Source organism: Kitasatospora sp. NPDC057940 (assembly GCF_042887425.1).
GTDB lineage: Bacteria > Actinomycetota > Actinomycetes > Streptomycetales > Streptomycetaceae > Kitasatospora.
Genome location: NZ_JBHVPH010000006.1, coordinates 317,028 through 332,308, shown reverse-complemented (window position 1 = coordinate 332,308; position 15,281 = coordinate 317,028). Strand labels below are relative to the sequence as shown.

Below are 15,281 nucleotides of genomic sequence, written 5' to 3'. Positions count from 1 at the left end.
GAGGTCTTCCCAGGTCAGGTTGCGGGACCGTCGGGCACGGTGATCCGGTACCGGAGCGCCGCGGGCCGGGGGACAGTGCGGTCGCCGGCCCGGCGGGCCAGGCCGAAGTCGGCGAGGACGCGAACGGCGTCGGCCGCGAGGCGCTGGGCTCCGTCCTCCGACTGGTAGCTCTTCGCCCACTGCGGGAAGCGCCGCAGGAGTTCGTTCGCCTCGACCGCGAGCTGTTCGGGTGTCAGCCCGTCCGGAGCGGCCGTCAGCGGTTCCAGCAGGAGCAGGGCGGCCACCCGGGCCGTCGCGGAGTCGTCCGGGAACCGGCTGTCGGTGGCGATCCCGTCCGGATCCACGAGCAGCAGGCCGTCAGCCCGTTCCTCCAGCACGAAACCGCCCTGCTCGGCGGCGCGCCGGACGATCTGGCGCCCGGTCGGCGAGGTGAGGTAGGCCAGTTCGTCGGCGCCGAGCTCGTCGTGGTGGAGGACGGGGTCGTCGAAGAGCCGACGCAGCACCGAGTGCCGCAGCCGGAGGTTGCGCTGCGCATCGGAGGCGTCCGCGCCGCCGTACCGGCTTTCGCGCACCATGCCCCGCAGGAGTTCCTCGAAGCGCAGCGGTACCTCCTCCGCCGGCACGGCCAGCCGGGACGGCCCGACGGGTGCGGCGAGCAGGCGCACCAGTACGGTGGCGTCCACCCGGTAGAGGACCTTGGCCTTCGCCGAGTCCACGAAGCTCTCCGAGACCCCGTCCACGGTGAGGAGCGCGCCGTAGGATTCCAACAGCTTGAGGACGTCCACGAAGGCCATGCGCTCGGACTTGCTCGCCGTGTCGAAGGACGGCAGCGCCCCGTCGGTGGCGCAGGCCTGGACGACCCGGTCGGCGAGCAGACCGACCGTCGTCACCGGGACCGGGAGCAGTTCGGCCGCCACGACGCACAGCAGGGTGTAGCGGCGGCGGTCGAGCGGAGCCTTTCCGGACCGCAGCCGGCGGGCGGGGCGCGAGGCGTCGGGGACGGTCCGGATCTTGAGCAGGCGCGCGTACCCCAGGCGCGGCTCCACCACCAGCTGCCAGCCGCAGTGGTAGTCGAACCACTTCGTCAACGGGTCCTGCCGGCGGCGGATCACCTCGAAGGCGGCCGGGTCGCCGCGCTCGGTGATCAGCGGCCGGCCGAGGAGCAGCCTGATGCCCCGGGCGACGTCCTGCCGCTCGGCCAGGACCAGCTGGTTCGCGAGGGTGCTCATCCTGCCTCCCGTCCGGCAGGCTCCCGCGTGCTGCCCGGGCTGCGGACCTCCACCAGGTAATCAGGCCCCTCCAGCCTCCCCCGAGGCGTCCGCAGGACGGCCCGCCCGCCGTCGGGCAGCGGCCGGAGGAGAATCTCGACCCGGCCGTCGGAGGTGACCGCCCGGCGCATGCCGCTGCCGTCCGGTCGCGCGGCGAGCGCCCGGCCGAGGAGGTCGAGCAGCCGCTCGAAGACGGCGTGGTCCAGCAGGCCGAAGCCGGAGAGCCGTACCGGCCCGTCGGTGTTCAGGACGTCCCAGGCCGCTTCGAGTTCGGCGCGTTCCTTCCGGGCCCGCTCGGCGCGGGCCGCCTTGATGCCGCCGATGTCGCGCACCTTCCCGGTGCGGGTGAACCGCTCGGTGCGGCCGCTGGTGCGCAGCAGGGCCGACACCTCCACCGGCGGAGCCTCGGCCCAGCTGCCCGACGAGGGAACCAGCTCCGGGTCGGAGTGGGCGAGATGGGCGTGGCGGGCCGGGCCGAGGCCGAAGGCGGCCGACCAGAGGCGGTGCAGGTCGTCCTCGGTGGGTGCTGCGGCGAACCAGCGGGCCAGCTCCCGGAAGTCCTGGACGGCGCTGGAGGAGCGGCGCCGTGACTCGGTGATCCGGTCGAGGACTTGGAGGAGTGTCACGATCGCGCGGCGCGCCACGTCGTGCAGTTGCTCCACCCGGGGCCGTGCCCCGTCCACCGGCCGGAACCAGGCCTGCAACCCCTCCCAGCGCGCCCGGCGCCGCTCCAACCAGGCCGGTGCGGGATCGCCGTCGGCGACCGGCGGCAGCTCGGCGCCCCGCAGCGCTCGCTCGTGCAGCAGGCTCACCCCCCGATCCTCGACCCGCTCCACGGCGGAGGCCACAGCTTCTCCCCGCTGGTCGAGGTTGACGAGGAACTCCTGGAGATAGGCCACCGTCGCGGCCTTCACCTCCCGGAAGGTCGCCAGGTCCGCGCCTTCGGCGCGCAGCAGGCGCTGCAACTCGCCGTTGAACGCCTTGGTGTTGGCCAGCAGCGCCTCCAGGTGCCCCTCCAGCTCCTGCAGCGTGCTGAAGACCCGCCGGTCCGAGGACGTGGAGTCCCCCAGCAGGACGTACAGTTCGTCGAGCCGGTCCGTGATCGCCTCCAGCACCGCCGTCTGGAGCGCACCGGTCGAGGCGAGGACGGACAGGGCGTGCTCGACCCCGGCGAACGCGGCCTCGCCGCGCCGGGTCAGCGAGTACTGGAGGTTGCGGCGCTCGTACTCCTCGGCGGTGCGGTAGTTCTCCGCGTGGTTCTGCACGACGTCCAGCAGCTGCCACTCCCTGAGCTTCCGCAGCGCCTCCTGGAGCTCGTCGTCGTGGACCGCGTCGAGCCAGCCGACCGTCCGCAGCCGGGCGCGCACGTCGTCCAGCCCGAGCGCGGTCTCCAGCCGCTCGTTGGCCGCACCGAAGGCCTGGAGGATCGCACCGTAGAGCTCGGCCCGATCCCCGGTCGTGAACCGGAACATCTCCGGCGGCACCCTGCGCAACGGCTCCCCTCCTCCCGACGGCCAGGACTCCCGGCCGGCACCACAGTACGGGCCCGCACCGACAACCCGGCACGGAGGCCGGAACATCGCATCCGCATCGGCAGCGCACGGGGGTCCACGACGTCGGCGGCCCGCCTCAGCCCGCCGCGCCCGTGCGCAGCAGGCCGCAGGCCCGGGCGGCCAGGCCGTCGGCGCCGCACCGGGTGGCCAGCTCCAGCCCCCGGGTGAGCACAGCGCGGGCGCCCACCGCGGTGCCCAGCGTCTCCCCGAGATCGACCAGGGCGATCGCGTGCTCGTAGCGGGCGGGCGACCGCTCCAGACGGCCGACCGCCTCCGCCAGCAACTCGGTCGCGCGCGGCCGCTCGTGCACCGCGGCGCACAGCCGGAGCGCACTGCCGACGGCCGAGTCCGTCCCGGACTCCCGGGCCCGCCGGACCGCCTCCGCAGCGAGGCCACGGGCCCGCTCCGGCTGCTCGGGGGCCACCGCCCGCGCCAGGTGGCCGAGCCACGGCGCCCACACCGTGTTCCGCCACCCGCGTGCGTCCAGGGCGGCCCCGGCGGCGGTCAGCGTCGCGGCCGCGCCCGCCCCGTCGCCCCGGGCCAGCAGCAGGCGCCCGTACAGCGTCGGGGCGTCGGGCAGCACCATCACCGTCGGGTACGGCGGGCCGAAGGCGTGCTCGCGCGCGAGCTCCAGGGCCTCGTCCAGCCGGCCGCGCGCGGCCAGGGTCTCAGCCAGCGCCCCGACCGCGTCCCAGTGCAGCGGGCTGCCCGAGCCGATCCGCCCGGCGATGCGCAGGGCCCGGCGCAGGTAGTCCTCCGCCGCGGCGAGAGCACCGCAGCGGAACCGGAGCATGCCGGTCAGCAGATAGGCGAAGCCAAGGTGGCCGCCGCTCCACCCGGCGACCTCGTAGGCGCGCACCGCCTCACCGAACAGCTCCTCCGCCCGGTCGACCCGGTCGGCGTAGAGGTAGCTGATGCCCAGGATCCCGGGCAGCTCGAAGCCCCAGGTGGTGTTGGTCCAACCGAGGCTGCGGGGCAGCCGGCCGCCCGGCAGCGCGGACTCGGCCAGGGCGATCGCCTCCACGCGGTCGACGCCGCGCAGCGTGAGGTCCCAGCAGCGCAGTACGGCCACCGCATGGGCCAGACCGTCGCGTTCGAACACGACCTCGCCCGGCGCCGCGTCCCCGCCGTCGTCGGTGAAGGCCAGGCCGACCGTGCCCAGCATCCGGTCGAACTCCGCGAGCCGCCGGGAGCGGCCCGGGCCCTCCGCGTCCTCGGACTGGAACGCGGCGAACATGAAGTGGGCGACCTCCAGGCGCAGCCGCCCCGGTCCGGGCCCGGTGCGCCGGGCCTCCTCGGCGCACAGCGCGGCGGCCTCGCCGAGCCGGTTGCTGTGGGCGAGGGCCTGGGCGAGCCGGAAGGTCGCGTCCACCCGCAGCTCGGGGCCCAGCCCGTACGGGTCGGCGAGCGCCAGGCGCAGTTGGTTGACCGTGGTCGCCGGGTCGGTGAGCAGCGCCGAGCAGCCGAGTTCGTAGAGCACCGAGGCCCGGTCCTCGTCGGCGGGCGGCTCGCTGACGGCGCGGCGCAGGCAGCGCTGCGCCGCTTCGGGCGCGCCGATGGCCAGGTGTTCGCGGGCCGCCCGGCGCAGCTTGTCGACGATCTCGCCGTCCCCTTCGGGCAGGATCTCCAGCAGGTGCCGGGACGCCGCCAGCAGGCCGAGGCCGGCATTCTCGATCTCGACGGCGGCGACCCCGTGCATCCCGGTCCGGGCGGCGGGCGGCATCGACTGGTAGACCGAGGTGGCGACCAGCGGGTGGACGAACTCCAGCCGGCCCGTCGAGGTGCCCGTCAGCACCCGGTGCCGACGCAGCTCCCGGACGGACTGGGCCGCGGTCTCCGGGCCCTGGGCGCAGATGGCGGCGGCGAGGTCGGGGCGGATGTCGGTGTCCAGCACCGACGCCGCCCAGGCGAAGCGCAGCACGGTGGGACCGAGCCGCTCCAGCCAGTGCCGCAGCGTCATCCCCCGCGCGGTGGCGGCGAGTTCGCGCAACTGCCCGGTGCTCTCCTCGACCGGGTCGAGCCGCTGGTCGGCCACCTCACGCAGCAGGGCGGCGGTCTCGTACAGGTTCCCGGCGGTGACCGCCCAGACCTGGCGGCAGAAGGCGTCCTCGGCCTGCACGCCCAGGGCCGCGCGGACCAGGTGTGCGACCGAGGCCGGATGGAGCGGCCGCAGTTCGTGCCGGCGGTCGGCCCGGTCGGCGAGGCCGCGCTGCAGCGCCAGGGCGTCGTCGGGGAACTCGTCGCGACAGGCGAGCACCAGCAGGGCCGGCAGCTCCCGGGCGCGGACCGCGAAGCCCGCCAGCCAGCCGAGCGACTCCGGGTCGGCCCAGTGCAGGTCGTCGACGATCACGGCCACCGGGGAGCGGAGCTGCACGAGGCGGGTGAGGACGAAGTCCAGCCCGTCCCGCACCCCCTGCGGATCGAGCTGCCCACGGGGTGGCAGCAGCCCGGCCGCCGGGCCGACGACGTCCTCCCACGGTCCGAAGACCCGCGCCCGCTCCTCGTCGGACAGGGCCGCCAGCACCGGCCGCACCAGCTGGCGCACCACGTGGAACGGCTCGTGGCACTGACGCTGCCCGCCCCGGGCGAACAGCACCGTGCAGCCCGCGCGCCTCGCCGCCCGCCGCACCTCGGTCAGCATCGCGGTCTTGCCCAGCCCGGCCGCGCCCGTGTAGAGCAGCAGTTCCCCGACCTCGGTGCCGACGGGCCCGGTGAGCGCCTCGATCGCCCGGCCCGCCGAGCGGATCTCGGTCTCGCGCTCGTGCAGCGGACCGCCTTCCTTGCCGGACCCGCCGTCACCCCCGGCCTCGGCCTCCCCTGCGGACACCGTCGCCTCCAATTCGCCGTTCCACAGCCGTCGTTACCGGGGTTGAGGCTACTGCTGAACGGACGGCTCCGGTGCGGGCTTGACAATCCGACCGCTCGGAGGTCGCGCCGGGGTGGTCCTGGCTCGTGCAGCCCGTCCGGTGGAGGAAGTCCCCGTGTCAGGGAGCGGCCCCACTCCGTTTCGGGCGACATGAGTTACCTGGTGCTCTCCGCCTCGGCCACCCACCGGTTGATGGCGGCAACGCTGGAAGCGAGGCATCTGCCGGTCACGTCCGCTGGAGTGTCGTGTCGACGGCCACTCGGTGTTCCAGTCCGCTCTGCGACCACTGCTCCGAGGAAAGGGCAGACGGACCTGCCGGTTGGCCGTTCGGAGCGGCCGGAATCTCCGTCTGCCGAGAAGCCGTACGTCCCGCAGCAGCTGAAGGCCAACTACCTTGGTCGATGGGCCCGGTGGGCGGCGATCAGGTCGCGGTACCAGGTGTAGGAGGCCTTCGGGGTGCGCTGTTGGGTCGCGAAGTCGACGTGGATGAGGCCGAAGCGCTGGTGGTAGCCCTCGGCCCACTCGTAGTTGTCGAGGAGGGACCAGGTGTAGTAGCCGCGGATGTCGATGCCTTCGGCGGTGGCGGCGGCTAGGGCGTCGAGGTGGGCGGACATGAAGTCGATGCGGGGTTGGTCGGGGGTGGTGGACTCGGTGACGGAGCAGCCGTTCTCGGTGATGGTGATGGGTGGGAGGGCTTTGTCGTAGGTGTCGCGGAGGTTGAGGAGGAGTTGGCGGAGGGCGTCGGGGACGACGGGCCAGCCGAAGGCGGTGTGGGGGACGTCGGGGATGTCGACGAAGTCGAAGGGGAGGCCCGGTTCGGTGGGGGCGGCGATGCGGGTGGGGTTGTAGAAGTTGAGGCCGAGGCCGTCGAGGCCGGGGGCGGCGATGAGGTCGGTGTCGCCGGGGTGGATGGCGCCGTAGAGGTCGTCGGGGACGCCCAGGGCGGTGAGGTCGGGGTAGCGGCCGAGGAGGACGGGGTCGGTGAACAGGCGGTTGTGGAGGGCGTCGTAGGCCTGGGCGGCGGCGAGGTCGGCGGCGGAGGAGGTGGCCGGCTCGACCGGGGTGAGGTTGTTGGAGAGCATCACCTCCAGGCCGCGGTCGTGGAGCACCGAGGCGGCCAGGCCGTGGGCGAGGAGCTGGTGGTGGGCGGCCGGGAGGGCCTCCAGCATCAGGGTGCGGCCGGGGGCGTGGGTGCCGAGGGCGTAGCCGAAGACGGTGTGGACGAAGGGCTCGTTGAGGGTGATCCAGGTGGGGACGCGGTCGCCGAGGCGGTCGGCCATGACGGTGGCGTACTCGGCGAAGCGGTAGGCGGTGTCGCGGTTCAGCCAGCCGCCGTTGTCCTCCAGGGCTTGCGGGAGGTCCCAGTGGAAGAGGGTGGGGAGTGGGGTGATGCCCGCTTCCAGCAGGGCGTCCACCAGGCGGTCGTAGAAGGCGAGTCCGGCGGGGTTGACGGTGCCAGCGCCGGTGGGGAGCACGCGGGGCCAGGCGATGGAGAAGCGGTAGCCGTCCAGCCCGAGGTCCTTCATCAGCGCGATGTCCTCGGGGTACCGGTGGTAGTGGTCGCAGGCCACCGCGCCCGTGTGGCCGTCGCGGACGGTGCCGGGGCGGGCGGCGAAGACGTCCCAGACGGAGGGCCCGCGGCCGTCCTCGGTCACCGCACCCTCGATCTGGTAGGCGGCGGTGGCGGCGCCCCAGCGGAACCCCGTCGGCAGGTCGTAGCGGTCCGGCATGACTGCCTCCTGACGTGAACGTGAGGAGAACTCATGTTACTGGCGCGACACCGAAACACCAGGGCCAACCGGCCACCGCCACAAGGGAACAGCCGCCACCCGACCGGAGGAGCGCGGCGCACCCCCGGCGGGCGCGGTCGGACAGGCCCCTACCCGCCCGCGCGCCATCCCACCGGGCCCCGTCCGGTGGCCGACCGCCGGGGAGGGGGGTTGCATGGGGTGACCGGGCCCCAGCGATTCGGGAGGCTACCGTGTACGAGATGTGGGCCGAGCACGACCCGGCGGTGTCACCGCCGGCCGTGGTGTGGCACGTGGTGACGAAGAACGACTCGTCGACGTCCCTGTGCGGACGCTTCCTCGAACCCGCCCAGCGCGTCGCGCCGGCTGCGGGCGTCGAGGAGTCGGCGGGCCCGGACCGCTACTGCGATCCATGCCTGATCACCGTTCGCGAGGCCATGGCCGCGGCGGCTCGGTGAGCGGAGCCGCTTGGCCGCCCCAGGCCTGTCCGACCGATCTGGACGGGACAGGACCTGGGCGTTCGACGGCGGCGACGGCGTGAACTGTGGTACCGGAGCGCGAGGTTGGGCGGACCGGTCGGTACGGTCAGTACGGCCCGGCCAGTGCGGCCACCCCCGGGAAGCGGGCGATCGCCTGGCCGGCGGTCGGCGGGTGGGCGCGCCGGGGTCTCAGTGCGCCGAGGGCCACCGCGGGCCTGGCCAGCCGGGCGGGTCTGGCGGCGAGGGAGAACACCTCGAAGTAGGCGGCTGAGACGGCGGGGTCGGTGAGGGCCGCGCCCAGCACCCGGCGGGTGTACCAGCGGGTGAACACGGCGGCGGGCCCGGCGGCGGTGGCGGGGTGGCTCGACAGCGCGTCCGGGAAGCCCTCGTCCTGGTCCTTGGCCATGTCCCAGGGCGTGTCGACGACCCTGGCGATCCGCCGCTGGATCAGTCCGCTCACCCCCGGGTGCAGGCCTTCGCTGTCGACGGCGGCGCGGATGGCGGCGGCGCACTGGGCCGCGACCGTCATGCCGTGCCCGTACACCGGGTTCAGCGCCGCCACCGCGTCGCCGGTGGCGGCGAACCCGGCCAGCGGGCCGCCCTCGTAGCACTCGTAGCGGCGCCGGCGGTTCAGTGTCCCGTGGCAGGTGCGGATCGGGCCGAGCGGGCGGGCGGCGCGGGCGAGGTCGTGGACGACCGGGTGGTCCAGCGCCTTCAGGAAGTCGTGGAACTCGCGCTCGCCCCGGGCGGGTTCGCCGCCCCGGGTACCGGAGAGCGTGACGATCCAGCGCCCGTCCTCGATCGGGATGATGGTGGCGCCCCGACCGGGCCGGCCACGCCCCGGGACGGGCACGATGCTCACCACCGGGAAGCCCTCGTTCCCGCCCGGCGTCTCGAACACCCGGGCGGCGTAGGCGAGTCCGGCGTCCACCGTCTCCTCGCACAGGCCCTTGACCCCCAGCGCGCGCAGCCACTCCGGAGCACGGGAGCGGCGGCCGGTCGCGTCCACGACCAGGTCGGCCCGCAGGGTCTCCCGCGAGCCGTCCGGGTTCTCGATGTGGACCCCGACGATCCGGCCCGGGCCGCCCACCAGGCCGAGGACGGAGGTGCGTTCGCGGACCGTCACGTTCGGCTGCTCGCGCAGCCGCCGCCGCACGACGTGGTCGAGCAGGTGGCGGCTGCACGCGATCAGGTAGGCCGGCGAGTCGAAGCCCTGCAGCCAGCCCGGCCCGAGGCGCATCAGCAGGCCGGCGGGGATCGAGCGGTAGTGGGCGCCGGCGGCGAGCAGGGCGTCGAGCGTCCCGGGCAGGACCTCCTCGACGGCGTCCGCGCCGCCGCCGAGCAGGATGTGGCTGAACTCGCCCTGCGGCAGGCCCCGGCGCGGGCCGGGCAGGACGGGCAGGACGTCCTGTTCGAGAACGGTGACGGTCCGGGCGTGCGGCGCCAGGGCGGCGGCCGCCAGCGTGCCGGCCAGGCCGCCGCCGAGGACGAGGGCCGTGCTCACCCGGCGGCTCCGGTGGGGGCGAGGCCGTCCCGGCGGGTCGCGCGCATCCACACCGGGCCGGGGCGCAGCGTGGCGAGCGGCAGCTCGCGGACGGTCCGGCCGGGGACGTGCTCCAGCCGCCAGGCCCGCATGATCGTGGCGAGCAGCAGGACGGACTCGGTCATCCCGAACTGCTCGCCGACGCAGCGGCGCGGTCCCGCGCCGAAGCCGATGAACGGGCCGCGCTGCGGGTGGACACCCACCCACCGCTCGGGGTCGAAGCGGTCGGGGTCGGGGAACAGGGCGGACTGGCGGTGCAGGAGGTAGGGGCTGTAGACGACCGTCGTGCCCTCGCGCAGGCGGTGCGCGCCGAGTTCGGTGTCGGTGGCCGTGACGCGGGTGAGCAGCCAGCCCGGGGAGTACAGCCGGACGGCCTCGCGGACGACCCGGGTGGTGAGCTCCAGCCCGTCGACGCTCGCTGACGTGCCGGCCGCCGGGGTGGCGTCGGTCTCGGACGCGCCCACTCCGGCCGCGTCCGCCTCGGCCGCGTTCACTCCGAGCACGTTCACTCCAGCCGCGTCCACCCCGGCCGAGTCCACCCCGACCGCGCCCACGTGGGCCGCGTCCACCTCGGCCCGGACCCGATCGGCGATGTCCGGGTGCTGGGCGAGCAGGTGCAGGGCCCACACGGTGGAGTTGGCGATGGTGTCGAAGCCGGCGGCGAAGATCGTCATCACCTGGTCGGTGACCTCCGCGTTGGAGAGCGCCTGCCCGCCCGCGTCGGCGGCCACCAGGGTCGACACCAGGTCGCCCCGGTCCTCCGGATCCGCGCGGTAGGCGGTGACGACCTCGTCGACCAGGCGCACCAGCCGGGTGCGGGCGGCGTCGTAGCGGCGGTTGGCCGGCAGCGGAAGCCGGTTGATCCGGTGGGGCAGCAGCATGCGCCGGTAGGAGCCGCCGATCAGCAGCACGAAGTCCTCGACGGTCTCCTGGAGGCCGGTGAACGGCAGCCGGGTGAACAGGGTCGAGACCAGGCTGCGCCCGGCGGCCAGGCTCAACTCGGCGGTGATGTCGACCTCCTGCCCGTCGCTCCAGGACCCGGCCAGCCGCCGGGCCTCCCGGGCCATCACCTCCGTGTACCGCGCGATCCGGTCGGCGCGGAAGGCGGGCTGGACGTAGCGGCGCTGGCGGCGGTGGTCGGCGTGCGGGCAGGTCACCAGGCCGTTGCCGGCGAAGTCGCGGACCCGTTCGAACAGGAACCCGCCCTTGTCGAAGACCCGGTCCTCGCGCAGGACGTGCCGGGTCAGCTCCAGGTCGCAGACCACCACCGCCGAGACCGGCCCCAGTCTGATCTGGACGAGGCCGCCGTACCGGGGCAGGGAGCGCAGGAACGCCAGCGGGTCGCGCAGGAACGGCACCAGGTGCCCGAGCAGCGGCAGGCCGCCGGGCGGACGGGGGATCATCGCGGTGACTCCGTACGGTAGCGGGCGGCCGTCGCCGTCCAGTGGATGAGCGCGCGGGTGAAGCGGACCAGTCCGAGGGCGAAGGCCCGCACCTCGCCGGGCGCCGAGGGGTCGCGGGCGATGCCGTCCGCCAGGAACTCCAGCGTCGTCGACTCGGCCTCGCACAGCGCCCCGAGCCGGGCCGACGCCTCCTTGGGGGCCAGGCCCTCGTGGACGGTGAACGAGCGCAGCAGGTTCTTGCCGTTCCCGGCGGCGGACTCCCCCTCGGCGGAGTAGAGGTCGTTGACCCAGCAGACGACGTGGTTGAAGCGCATCAGCAGGTCCGCCACCCTCGGGTGCCGGAACACCTCGTCGGCGAGGTCCAGGCCGTGGGCGAGCTCGATCCAGCCCGCCGCGCACGACACGGCGCCGTCCTGGTCCCGTCGGCGCAGGTACTCGGGGACGGTCTGCACGGCGCCGGCCGGGGCGGCGGCCCCGGGGGCGTGGAACGGGGTGTCGCGGAAGGGAGTGCCGTGGGAGGAGGAGTCGCGTAAGGGGGTGTCGCGGAGCGCGGCCTCGTCGAGGTAGCCGAGGGAGGTGTCCAGGTACGCGCGGAAGTACGCCGCGTAGCGTGCCTGCCACTGCGGCGGTGTCAGCTCGACCGTGTCACGCCACAGCACCGCGAACGCCTCGACGAGTGCGTCGCCGTCCGGAACACCACCTCGAACGCCCTCCAAGCCCGCGTCCAGGACGTCCGTGAGCGCCCGGACGGTCCGCCGGGCCGCCGTGACGGGCCCGCCGATCCACTGGTCGTCGAAGCGGTCGTCGAGGATCCAGGTGAGCACCAGCCACTTCGCCGCCGCGACCAGCCGCGGACCCCGGGGAACGTCGCCCCACGCCTCCGCCACCAGGTCCAGGTGGCCCTGTGCCAGGAACCCTTGGACGTCACCGCCGAGCACGCCGCTCGCCACCAGCCACGCCCCGACGTCCCGGCGGAGGGCGTCGGCCTCGCCGTGCGGCGCCGGTCTGGCGACTCCCGCGAGGAGGTCGGGGCCTCCGGGGTGCTCGGCGGCGAGGCCACACATGCCGCGGTACGGCGAAATGCCCATGCCTGTGCTCCCCCTCGCTCACCACCTCCGACCGGCCGGTCGGAGAAGGACCAGTCTGGCCAGCCACCGCGACTGTTCAAAGCGCAACCATCGCTTTTCCCCCGCACGAGTGACCGCGCCGTCACCACGTCGACACGGACCGTGACCGATCCCGCCCCCTCCCGACGCGCTCCACCCGTCGGCGGCCGGGCTCCCGCCGGGCGTCCGATATCCGGTTGGGACGTGGTGCCGGAGTGGCTACGGTGGCGGGATGGCGACTCAGGTGGTTGTGCTGAACAGTGGTTCCAGCTCGGGCAAGTCCGGGATCGCCCGGTGTCTGCAGGCGGTGCTGCCGGAGCCCTGGCTGACGGTCGGGGTCGACACCCTGATCGAGGCGATGCCCGCGTCCCTGCACGATGCGGACGGGGGCATCGGCTTCGCGGCCGATGGCGGGGTGAGCGTCGGGGCAGCGTTCCGGGCCCTGGAGGAGGCGTGGATCGCGGGGGTCGCGGCCATGGCGGGGGCGGGCGCGCGGGTGATCGTCGACGAGGTCTTCCTCGGCCGGGCGGAGTCCCAACTGCGCTGGGAGAAGGCGCTCGTGGGCCTGGACGTGCTGTGGGTCGGGGTCCGCTGCGAGGCGGCGGTGGCCACCGGCCGGGAGCTCGCCCGGGGGAACCGGATCCTGGGGATGGCCGCTTCGCAGGCGGAGCTGGTCCACCAGGGCGTGCGCTACGACCTGGAGGTGGACACCTCGCGCACCGAGTCGCTGGAGTGCGCGCGGAGGATTGCCGCCCACCTCGGAGGTGGCGCCGCCGGATCCGCCCCCGCCGGCGGGTGACCTGGGGCCGGGTCCTGGTCCTGACCGACGCAGAATCAGAGTCGGCGTCGGCCAGGACCAGGACCAGGACCAGGACCAGGACCAGGACCACGGATCACAGACAGGGCTCAGGCCTCAGGTCAGGACTTCTCCCGGTGCCGCCACCGCACCGGGTCGGCGGCGCTCGGCGCTCCGGCCCCGGTCCGCGCCAGTGGCCGGTAGCCGGCGCACGACAGCACGAGCAACTCGTTGTCCCCGGGCTGGAATTCGTACTCCACCCGCTCCACCCGGCTCGTGATCCCGAGGGTGTCCAGGTGTCGGCGCAGCCCGTCCAGCTCCCCGTAGCGGACGCCGGTGTCGTACACCATGACGGGGAAGAGCCTGACTTCACCGCGGGCGATCCGGGCGAGTTCCAGGAGGGCCGCCAGGTGGAAGTCCGCGTCCAGCCGGTTGCCGTACGAGAAGAGCAGGTGCGAGCTGAGGACCAGGTCGAAGGAGTCGTCGGCGAACGGGAGTTCGGGCAGCGAGCCGGCGACGTAGCGGTCCGGGCGGGCGGCGATGTCGGCCCGGAAGTCGCGGGCGCTGTCGATCCGCAGACCGGTGAGCCGGTCGGGGTCGCCGTGCCACGTCCAGACGAAGTCCGATGCCTCCCGGACCAGTTGGTCGCGCTTGTGCCGGGTCTCCCGTTCGACGAGGACGCCGAGGTCCTCCCGGTGGTGGGCGTACTCGCGGTCGACGGCCACCGCGTCGATGCCGCGCCGGCCGGCCTCGGCCGTGAAGGCGGCCGCGCCGCCCGGACAGTCCAGGATGCGCCGGCCGGGGGCGAGGTCGCCGTCGGTGAGCGCGAACATCGCGCGGTACTCGTCGAAGGAACGTGCGCTGACCAGCACGGTTCAGCCCCTCCCGACGTACGGCATGGTGGTGGGCAGGACGGTCAGGGACTGGACGTTGGTGTCCGGCGGCATCGAGGCCATCAGCAGGACGGCCTCGGTGAAGCGTTCCACCGGGATGGTCGCCTCGACCGCCATCGTGCCGTCCGCCTGCATGGCGGCGGGCTGCGGGCCGCCGTCGACCGGGGTGACGTTGCCGACGTCGATCTGGCCGACCGCGATGCCGTGCGCACGGCCGTCCAGGGAGAGCACCTTGGTGAGACCCAGGACGGCGTGCTTGGCGGCCGTGTAGGCGATGGAATTGGGGCGCGGGACGTGGGCGGACGGCGCGCCGTTGTTGATGATGCGCCCGCCCTGCGGGGACTGGGTGCTCATCACCCGGAAGGCCTCGCGGGCGCAGAGGAAGCCGCCGGTGACGATGGTGTCCAGGACGCGGTTCCAGTCCTCGAACGGGGTCTCGGTGATGGGTCGGCGCGGGGCGGCGGCACCGGCGTTGTTGAACAGCAGGTCGACCCGGCCGAAGTGGTCGCGGACGGCGTCGAACAGGGCCGCGACCTCCTCCGGTCGGCGGATGTCGGTCGGGACGGCCAGCACCCGGGCGGGGTCGAGCTCCGCGAGGGCGATGGTCTCCTGGAGGGCGTCCTTGCGCCGCCCGGCCAGCGCGACGGACCAGCCGGCGCCCAGCAGGGCCAGCGACACGGCCCGGCCGAGCCCGCTGCCGCCGCCGGTGACGACGGCGGTACGCCCGTGCGGTGCCTGCGCGCTCCCGGTCACATGTCCTCCGTGTTCATCCAGATCCGCAGCATCCGACGGGAGTTGGGTGCCGGCTCGTCCACGTAGGCCGAACGCCCGTGCAGGACGCGGCTGTTGCGGATGATCAGCAGGTCTCCGGCGGCCATCGGGAGGCCGAAGGCGATCTCGGGCCGGTAGAGCACCTCGTCGAGCACGCCGAGCGCGTCCCACTGGCGGTCCGTCAGCGGCGGCCCGCCGCGGTCGGGGGACGAGCGGACGGTGCGGGTCTGGTAGTAGCAGGCGATGGTCCCGTCCTTCTGGGTGTAGAGGATCGGGGAGACCACGACCTGGGGCCCGGCCCGACCGGTCCGGTCGAAGGTCCAGTCCTCGGTGAGGGTGGCCAGGGCGTCCGGCCGCTCCCGCCTGATCAGGTCGTAGACGTGCCGCGCGCTCGCCAGCTTGGTCAACCCGCCACCGTTGTGGGCGGGTCGGATGCAGAGCAGGACGAGCAGGTCGCAGGTGTCGCAGTGGAAGCCGAGCTCGGTGTTGCCGTCGCCGTCCTGGTCGCGCAGCACCTGGGTGAGGTCGCCGCGCCCGTTCTGCGGGACGATCTCGCCGAAGTCCCGCAGCAGGAAGGACAGGGCGGCCGCGACCTCCTCCTCCGGGGCGGTCGGATCCATCAGCCCGGTGACGTGGGCGACGCCGACGGAGCGGGCGCCGCCCTGGACGAGCGCGCGCAGCTTCGCCCGGACCGGCTCGGCCGCGCCCCACCGCTCGGCCCGCGCGTCCGCCCAGAGCAGTTGTCGCTCACCCTCGTCGAGCGGGAGCGACCACTGCTCCCGCCGCGCCTCCAACTCCGAGCTGCTCCAACCGATTTCGGACACCGTGTCGTCGTACATGTGTGGAACCACTCCT

Annotated in this window: 12 protein-coding genes; 2 read left to right on the top strand and 10 right to left on the bottom strand. The window is 74.1% G+C overall.

The window, feature by feature from the left end; translation table 11 throughout:
• Nucleotides 1–14: 14 nt before the first annotated feature.
• From ACFVTF_RS13500 to ACFVTF_RS13485, 4 genes are all read right to left on the bottom strand, one after another.
• Complete coding sequence (locus tag ACFVTF_RS13500; RefSeq protein WP_387813147.1) at nt 15–1,229, bottom strand: TIGR02678 family protein; 1,215 nt, start codon at nt 1,227–1,229, stop codon at nt 15–17.
• Nucleotides 1,226–2,740, bottom strand: a complete 1,515-nt coding sequence (locus tag ACFVTF_RS13495) for a TIGR02677 family protein (protein ID WP_387813203.1) — start codon at nt 2,738–2,740, stop codon at nt 1,226–1,228. Before ACFVTF_RS13495 ends, ACFVTF_RS13500 begins: the two co-directional genes overlap by 4 nt.
• 157 nt (nt 2,741–2,897) lie before the next feature.
• Nucleotides 2,898–5,648, bottom strand: a complete 2,751-nt coding sequence (locus ACFVTF_RS13490; RefSeq protein WP_387813144.1) for an ATP-binding protein — start codon at nt 5,646–5,648, stop codon at nt 2,898–2,900.
• A gap of 428 nt (nt 5,649–6,076) precedes the next feature.
• Nucleotides 6,077–7,417: a GH1 family beta-glucosidase gene (locus ACFVTF_RS13485; RefSeq protein ID WP_387813141.1), complete on the bottom strand. Its 1,341-nt coding sequence runs from the start codon at nt 7,415–7,417 to the stop codon at nt 6,077–6,079.
• A gap of 251 nt (nt 7,418–7,668) precedes the next feature.
• Between ACFVTF_RS13485 and ACFVTF_RS13480 the strand changes: the two genes are divergently transcribed.
• Nucleotides 7,669–7,893: a hypothetical protein gene (locus tag ACFVTF_RS13480; RefSeq protein ID WP_363377142.1), complete on the top strand. Its 225-nt coding sequence runs from the start codon at nt 7,669–7,671 to the stop codon at nt 7,891–7,893.
• Between the two features lie 127 nt (nt 7,894–8,020).
• Here ACFVTF_RS13480 and ACFVTF_RS13475 read toward each other — a convergent pair whose 3' ends face one another.
• The 3 genes from ACFVTF_RS13475 to ACFVTF_RS13465 are packed head-to-tail and all read right to left on the bottom strand — an operon-like array spanning nt 8,021 to nt 11,948.
• Nucleotides 8,021–9,418 (bottom strand): NAD(P)/FAD-dependent oxidoreductase, encoded by a 1,398-nt coding sequence (locus ACFVTF_RS13475; protein ID WP_371521723.1) that lies wholly within the window; start codon nt 9,416–9,418, stop codon nt 8,021–8,023.
• Nucleotides 9,415–10,860 (bottom strand): cytochrome P450, encoded by a 1,446-nt coding sequence (locus tag ACFVTF_RS13470; RefSeq protein ID WP_387813136.1) that lies wholly within the window; start codon nt 10,858–10,860, stop codon nt 9,415–9,417. Before ACFVTF_RS13470 ends, ACFVTF_RS13475 begins: the two co-directional genes overlap by 4 nt.
• The gene (locus ACFVTF_RS13465) at nt 10,857–11,948 is read right to left on the bottom strand and encodes a terpene synthase family protein (RefSeq protein WP_387813133.1); all 1,092 of its coding nucleotides are present in this window, start codon (nt 11,946–11,948) and stop codon (nt 10,857–10,859) included. Before ACFVTF_RS13465 ends, ACFVTF_RS13470 begins: the two co-directional genes overlap by 4 nt.
• Nucleotides 11,949–12,198: 250 nt before the next feature.
• Here ACFVTF_RS13465 and cpt point away from each other — a divergent pair, with 250 nt between their 5' ends.
• The gene (gene cpt / locus ACFVTF_RS13460; protein WP_387813130.1) at nt 12,199–12,765 is read left to right on the top strand and encodes a chloramphenicol phosphotransferase CPT; all 567 of its coding nucleotides are present in this window, start codon (nt 12,199–12,201) and stop codon (nt 12,763–12,765) included.
• Nucleotides 12,766–12,884: 119 nt separating this feature from the next.
• Here the strand turns inward: cpt and ACFVTF_RS13455 are convergent, their stop codons facing one another.
• From ACFVTF_RS13455 to ACFVTF_RS13445, 3 genes are read right to left on the bottom strand one after another with little or no spacing between them, the layout of a single operon-like run.
• Nucleotides 12,885–13,634 (bottom strand): class I SAM-dependent methyltransferase, encoded by a 750-nt coding sequence (locus tag ACFVTF_RS13455; protein ID WP_387813127.1) that lies wholly within the window; start codon nt 13,632–13,634, stop codon nt 12,885–12,887.
• 3 nt (nt 13,635–13,637) lie between these two features.
• Nucleotides 13,638–14,408 carry an SDR family oxidoreductase gene (locus ACFVTF_RS13450; RefSeq protein ID WP_387813125.1) on the bottom strand — a complete coding sequence of 257 codons (771 nt, stop codon included), beginning with the start codon at nt 14,406–14,408 and terminating at the stop codon, nt 13,638–13,640.
• Entirely contained in the window at nt 14,405–15,265 is an 861-nt protein-coding gene (locus tag ACFVTF_RS13445; RefSeq protein ID WP_387813122.1) for a TauD/TfdA family dioxygenase, read from the bottom strand. Before ACFVTF_RS13445 ends, ACFVTF_RS13450 begins: the two co-directional genes overlap by 4 nt.
• Between the last annotated feature and the right edge of the window lie 16 nt (nt 15,266–15,281).

Coding starts and splice junctions, on each gene's coding strand:
- ACFVTF_RS13500 (WP_387813147.1), bottom strand. CDS start 1,229: ATGAGCACCCTCGCGAACCAGCTGGTCCTGGCCGAGCGGCAGGACGTC.
- ACFVTF_RS13495 (WP_387813203.1), bottom strand. CDS start 2,740: ATGTTCCGGTTCACGACCGGGGATCGGGCCGAGCTCTACGGTGCGATC.
- ACFVTF_RS13485 (WP_387813141.1), bottom strand. CDS start 7,417: ATGCCGGACCGCTACGACCTGCCGACGGGGTTCCGCTGGGGCGCCGCC.
- ACFVTF_RS13470 (WP_387813136.1), bottom strand. CDS start 10,860: ATGATCCCCCGTCCGCCCGGCGGCCTGCCGCTGCTCGGGCACCTGGTG.
- ACFVTF_RS13465 (WP_387813133.1), bottom strand. CDS start 11,948: ATGGGCATTTCGCCGTACCGCGGCATGTGTGGCCTCGCCGCCGAGCAC.
- cpt (WP_387813130.1), top strand. CDS start 12,199: ATGGCGACTCAGGTGGTTGTGCTGAACAGTGGTTCCAGCTCGGGCAAG.
- ACFVTF_RS13445 (WP_387813122.1), bottom strand. CDS start 15,265: ATGTACGACGACACGGTGTCCGAAATCGGTTGGAGCAGCTCGGAGTTG.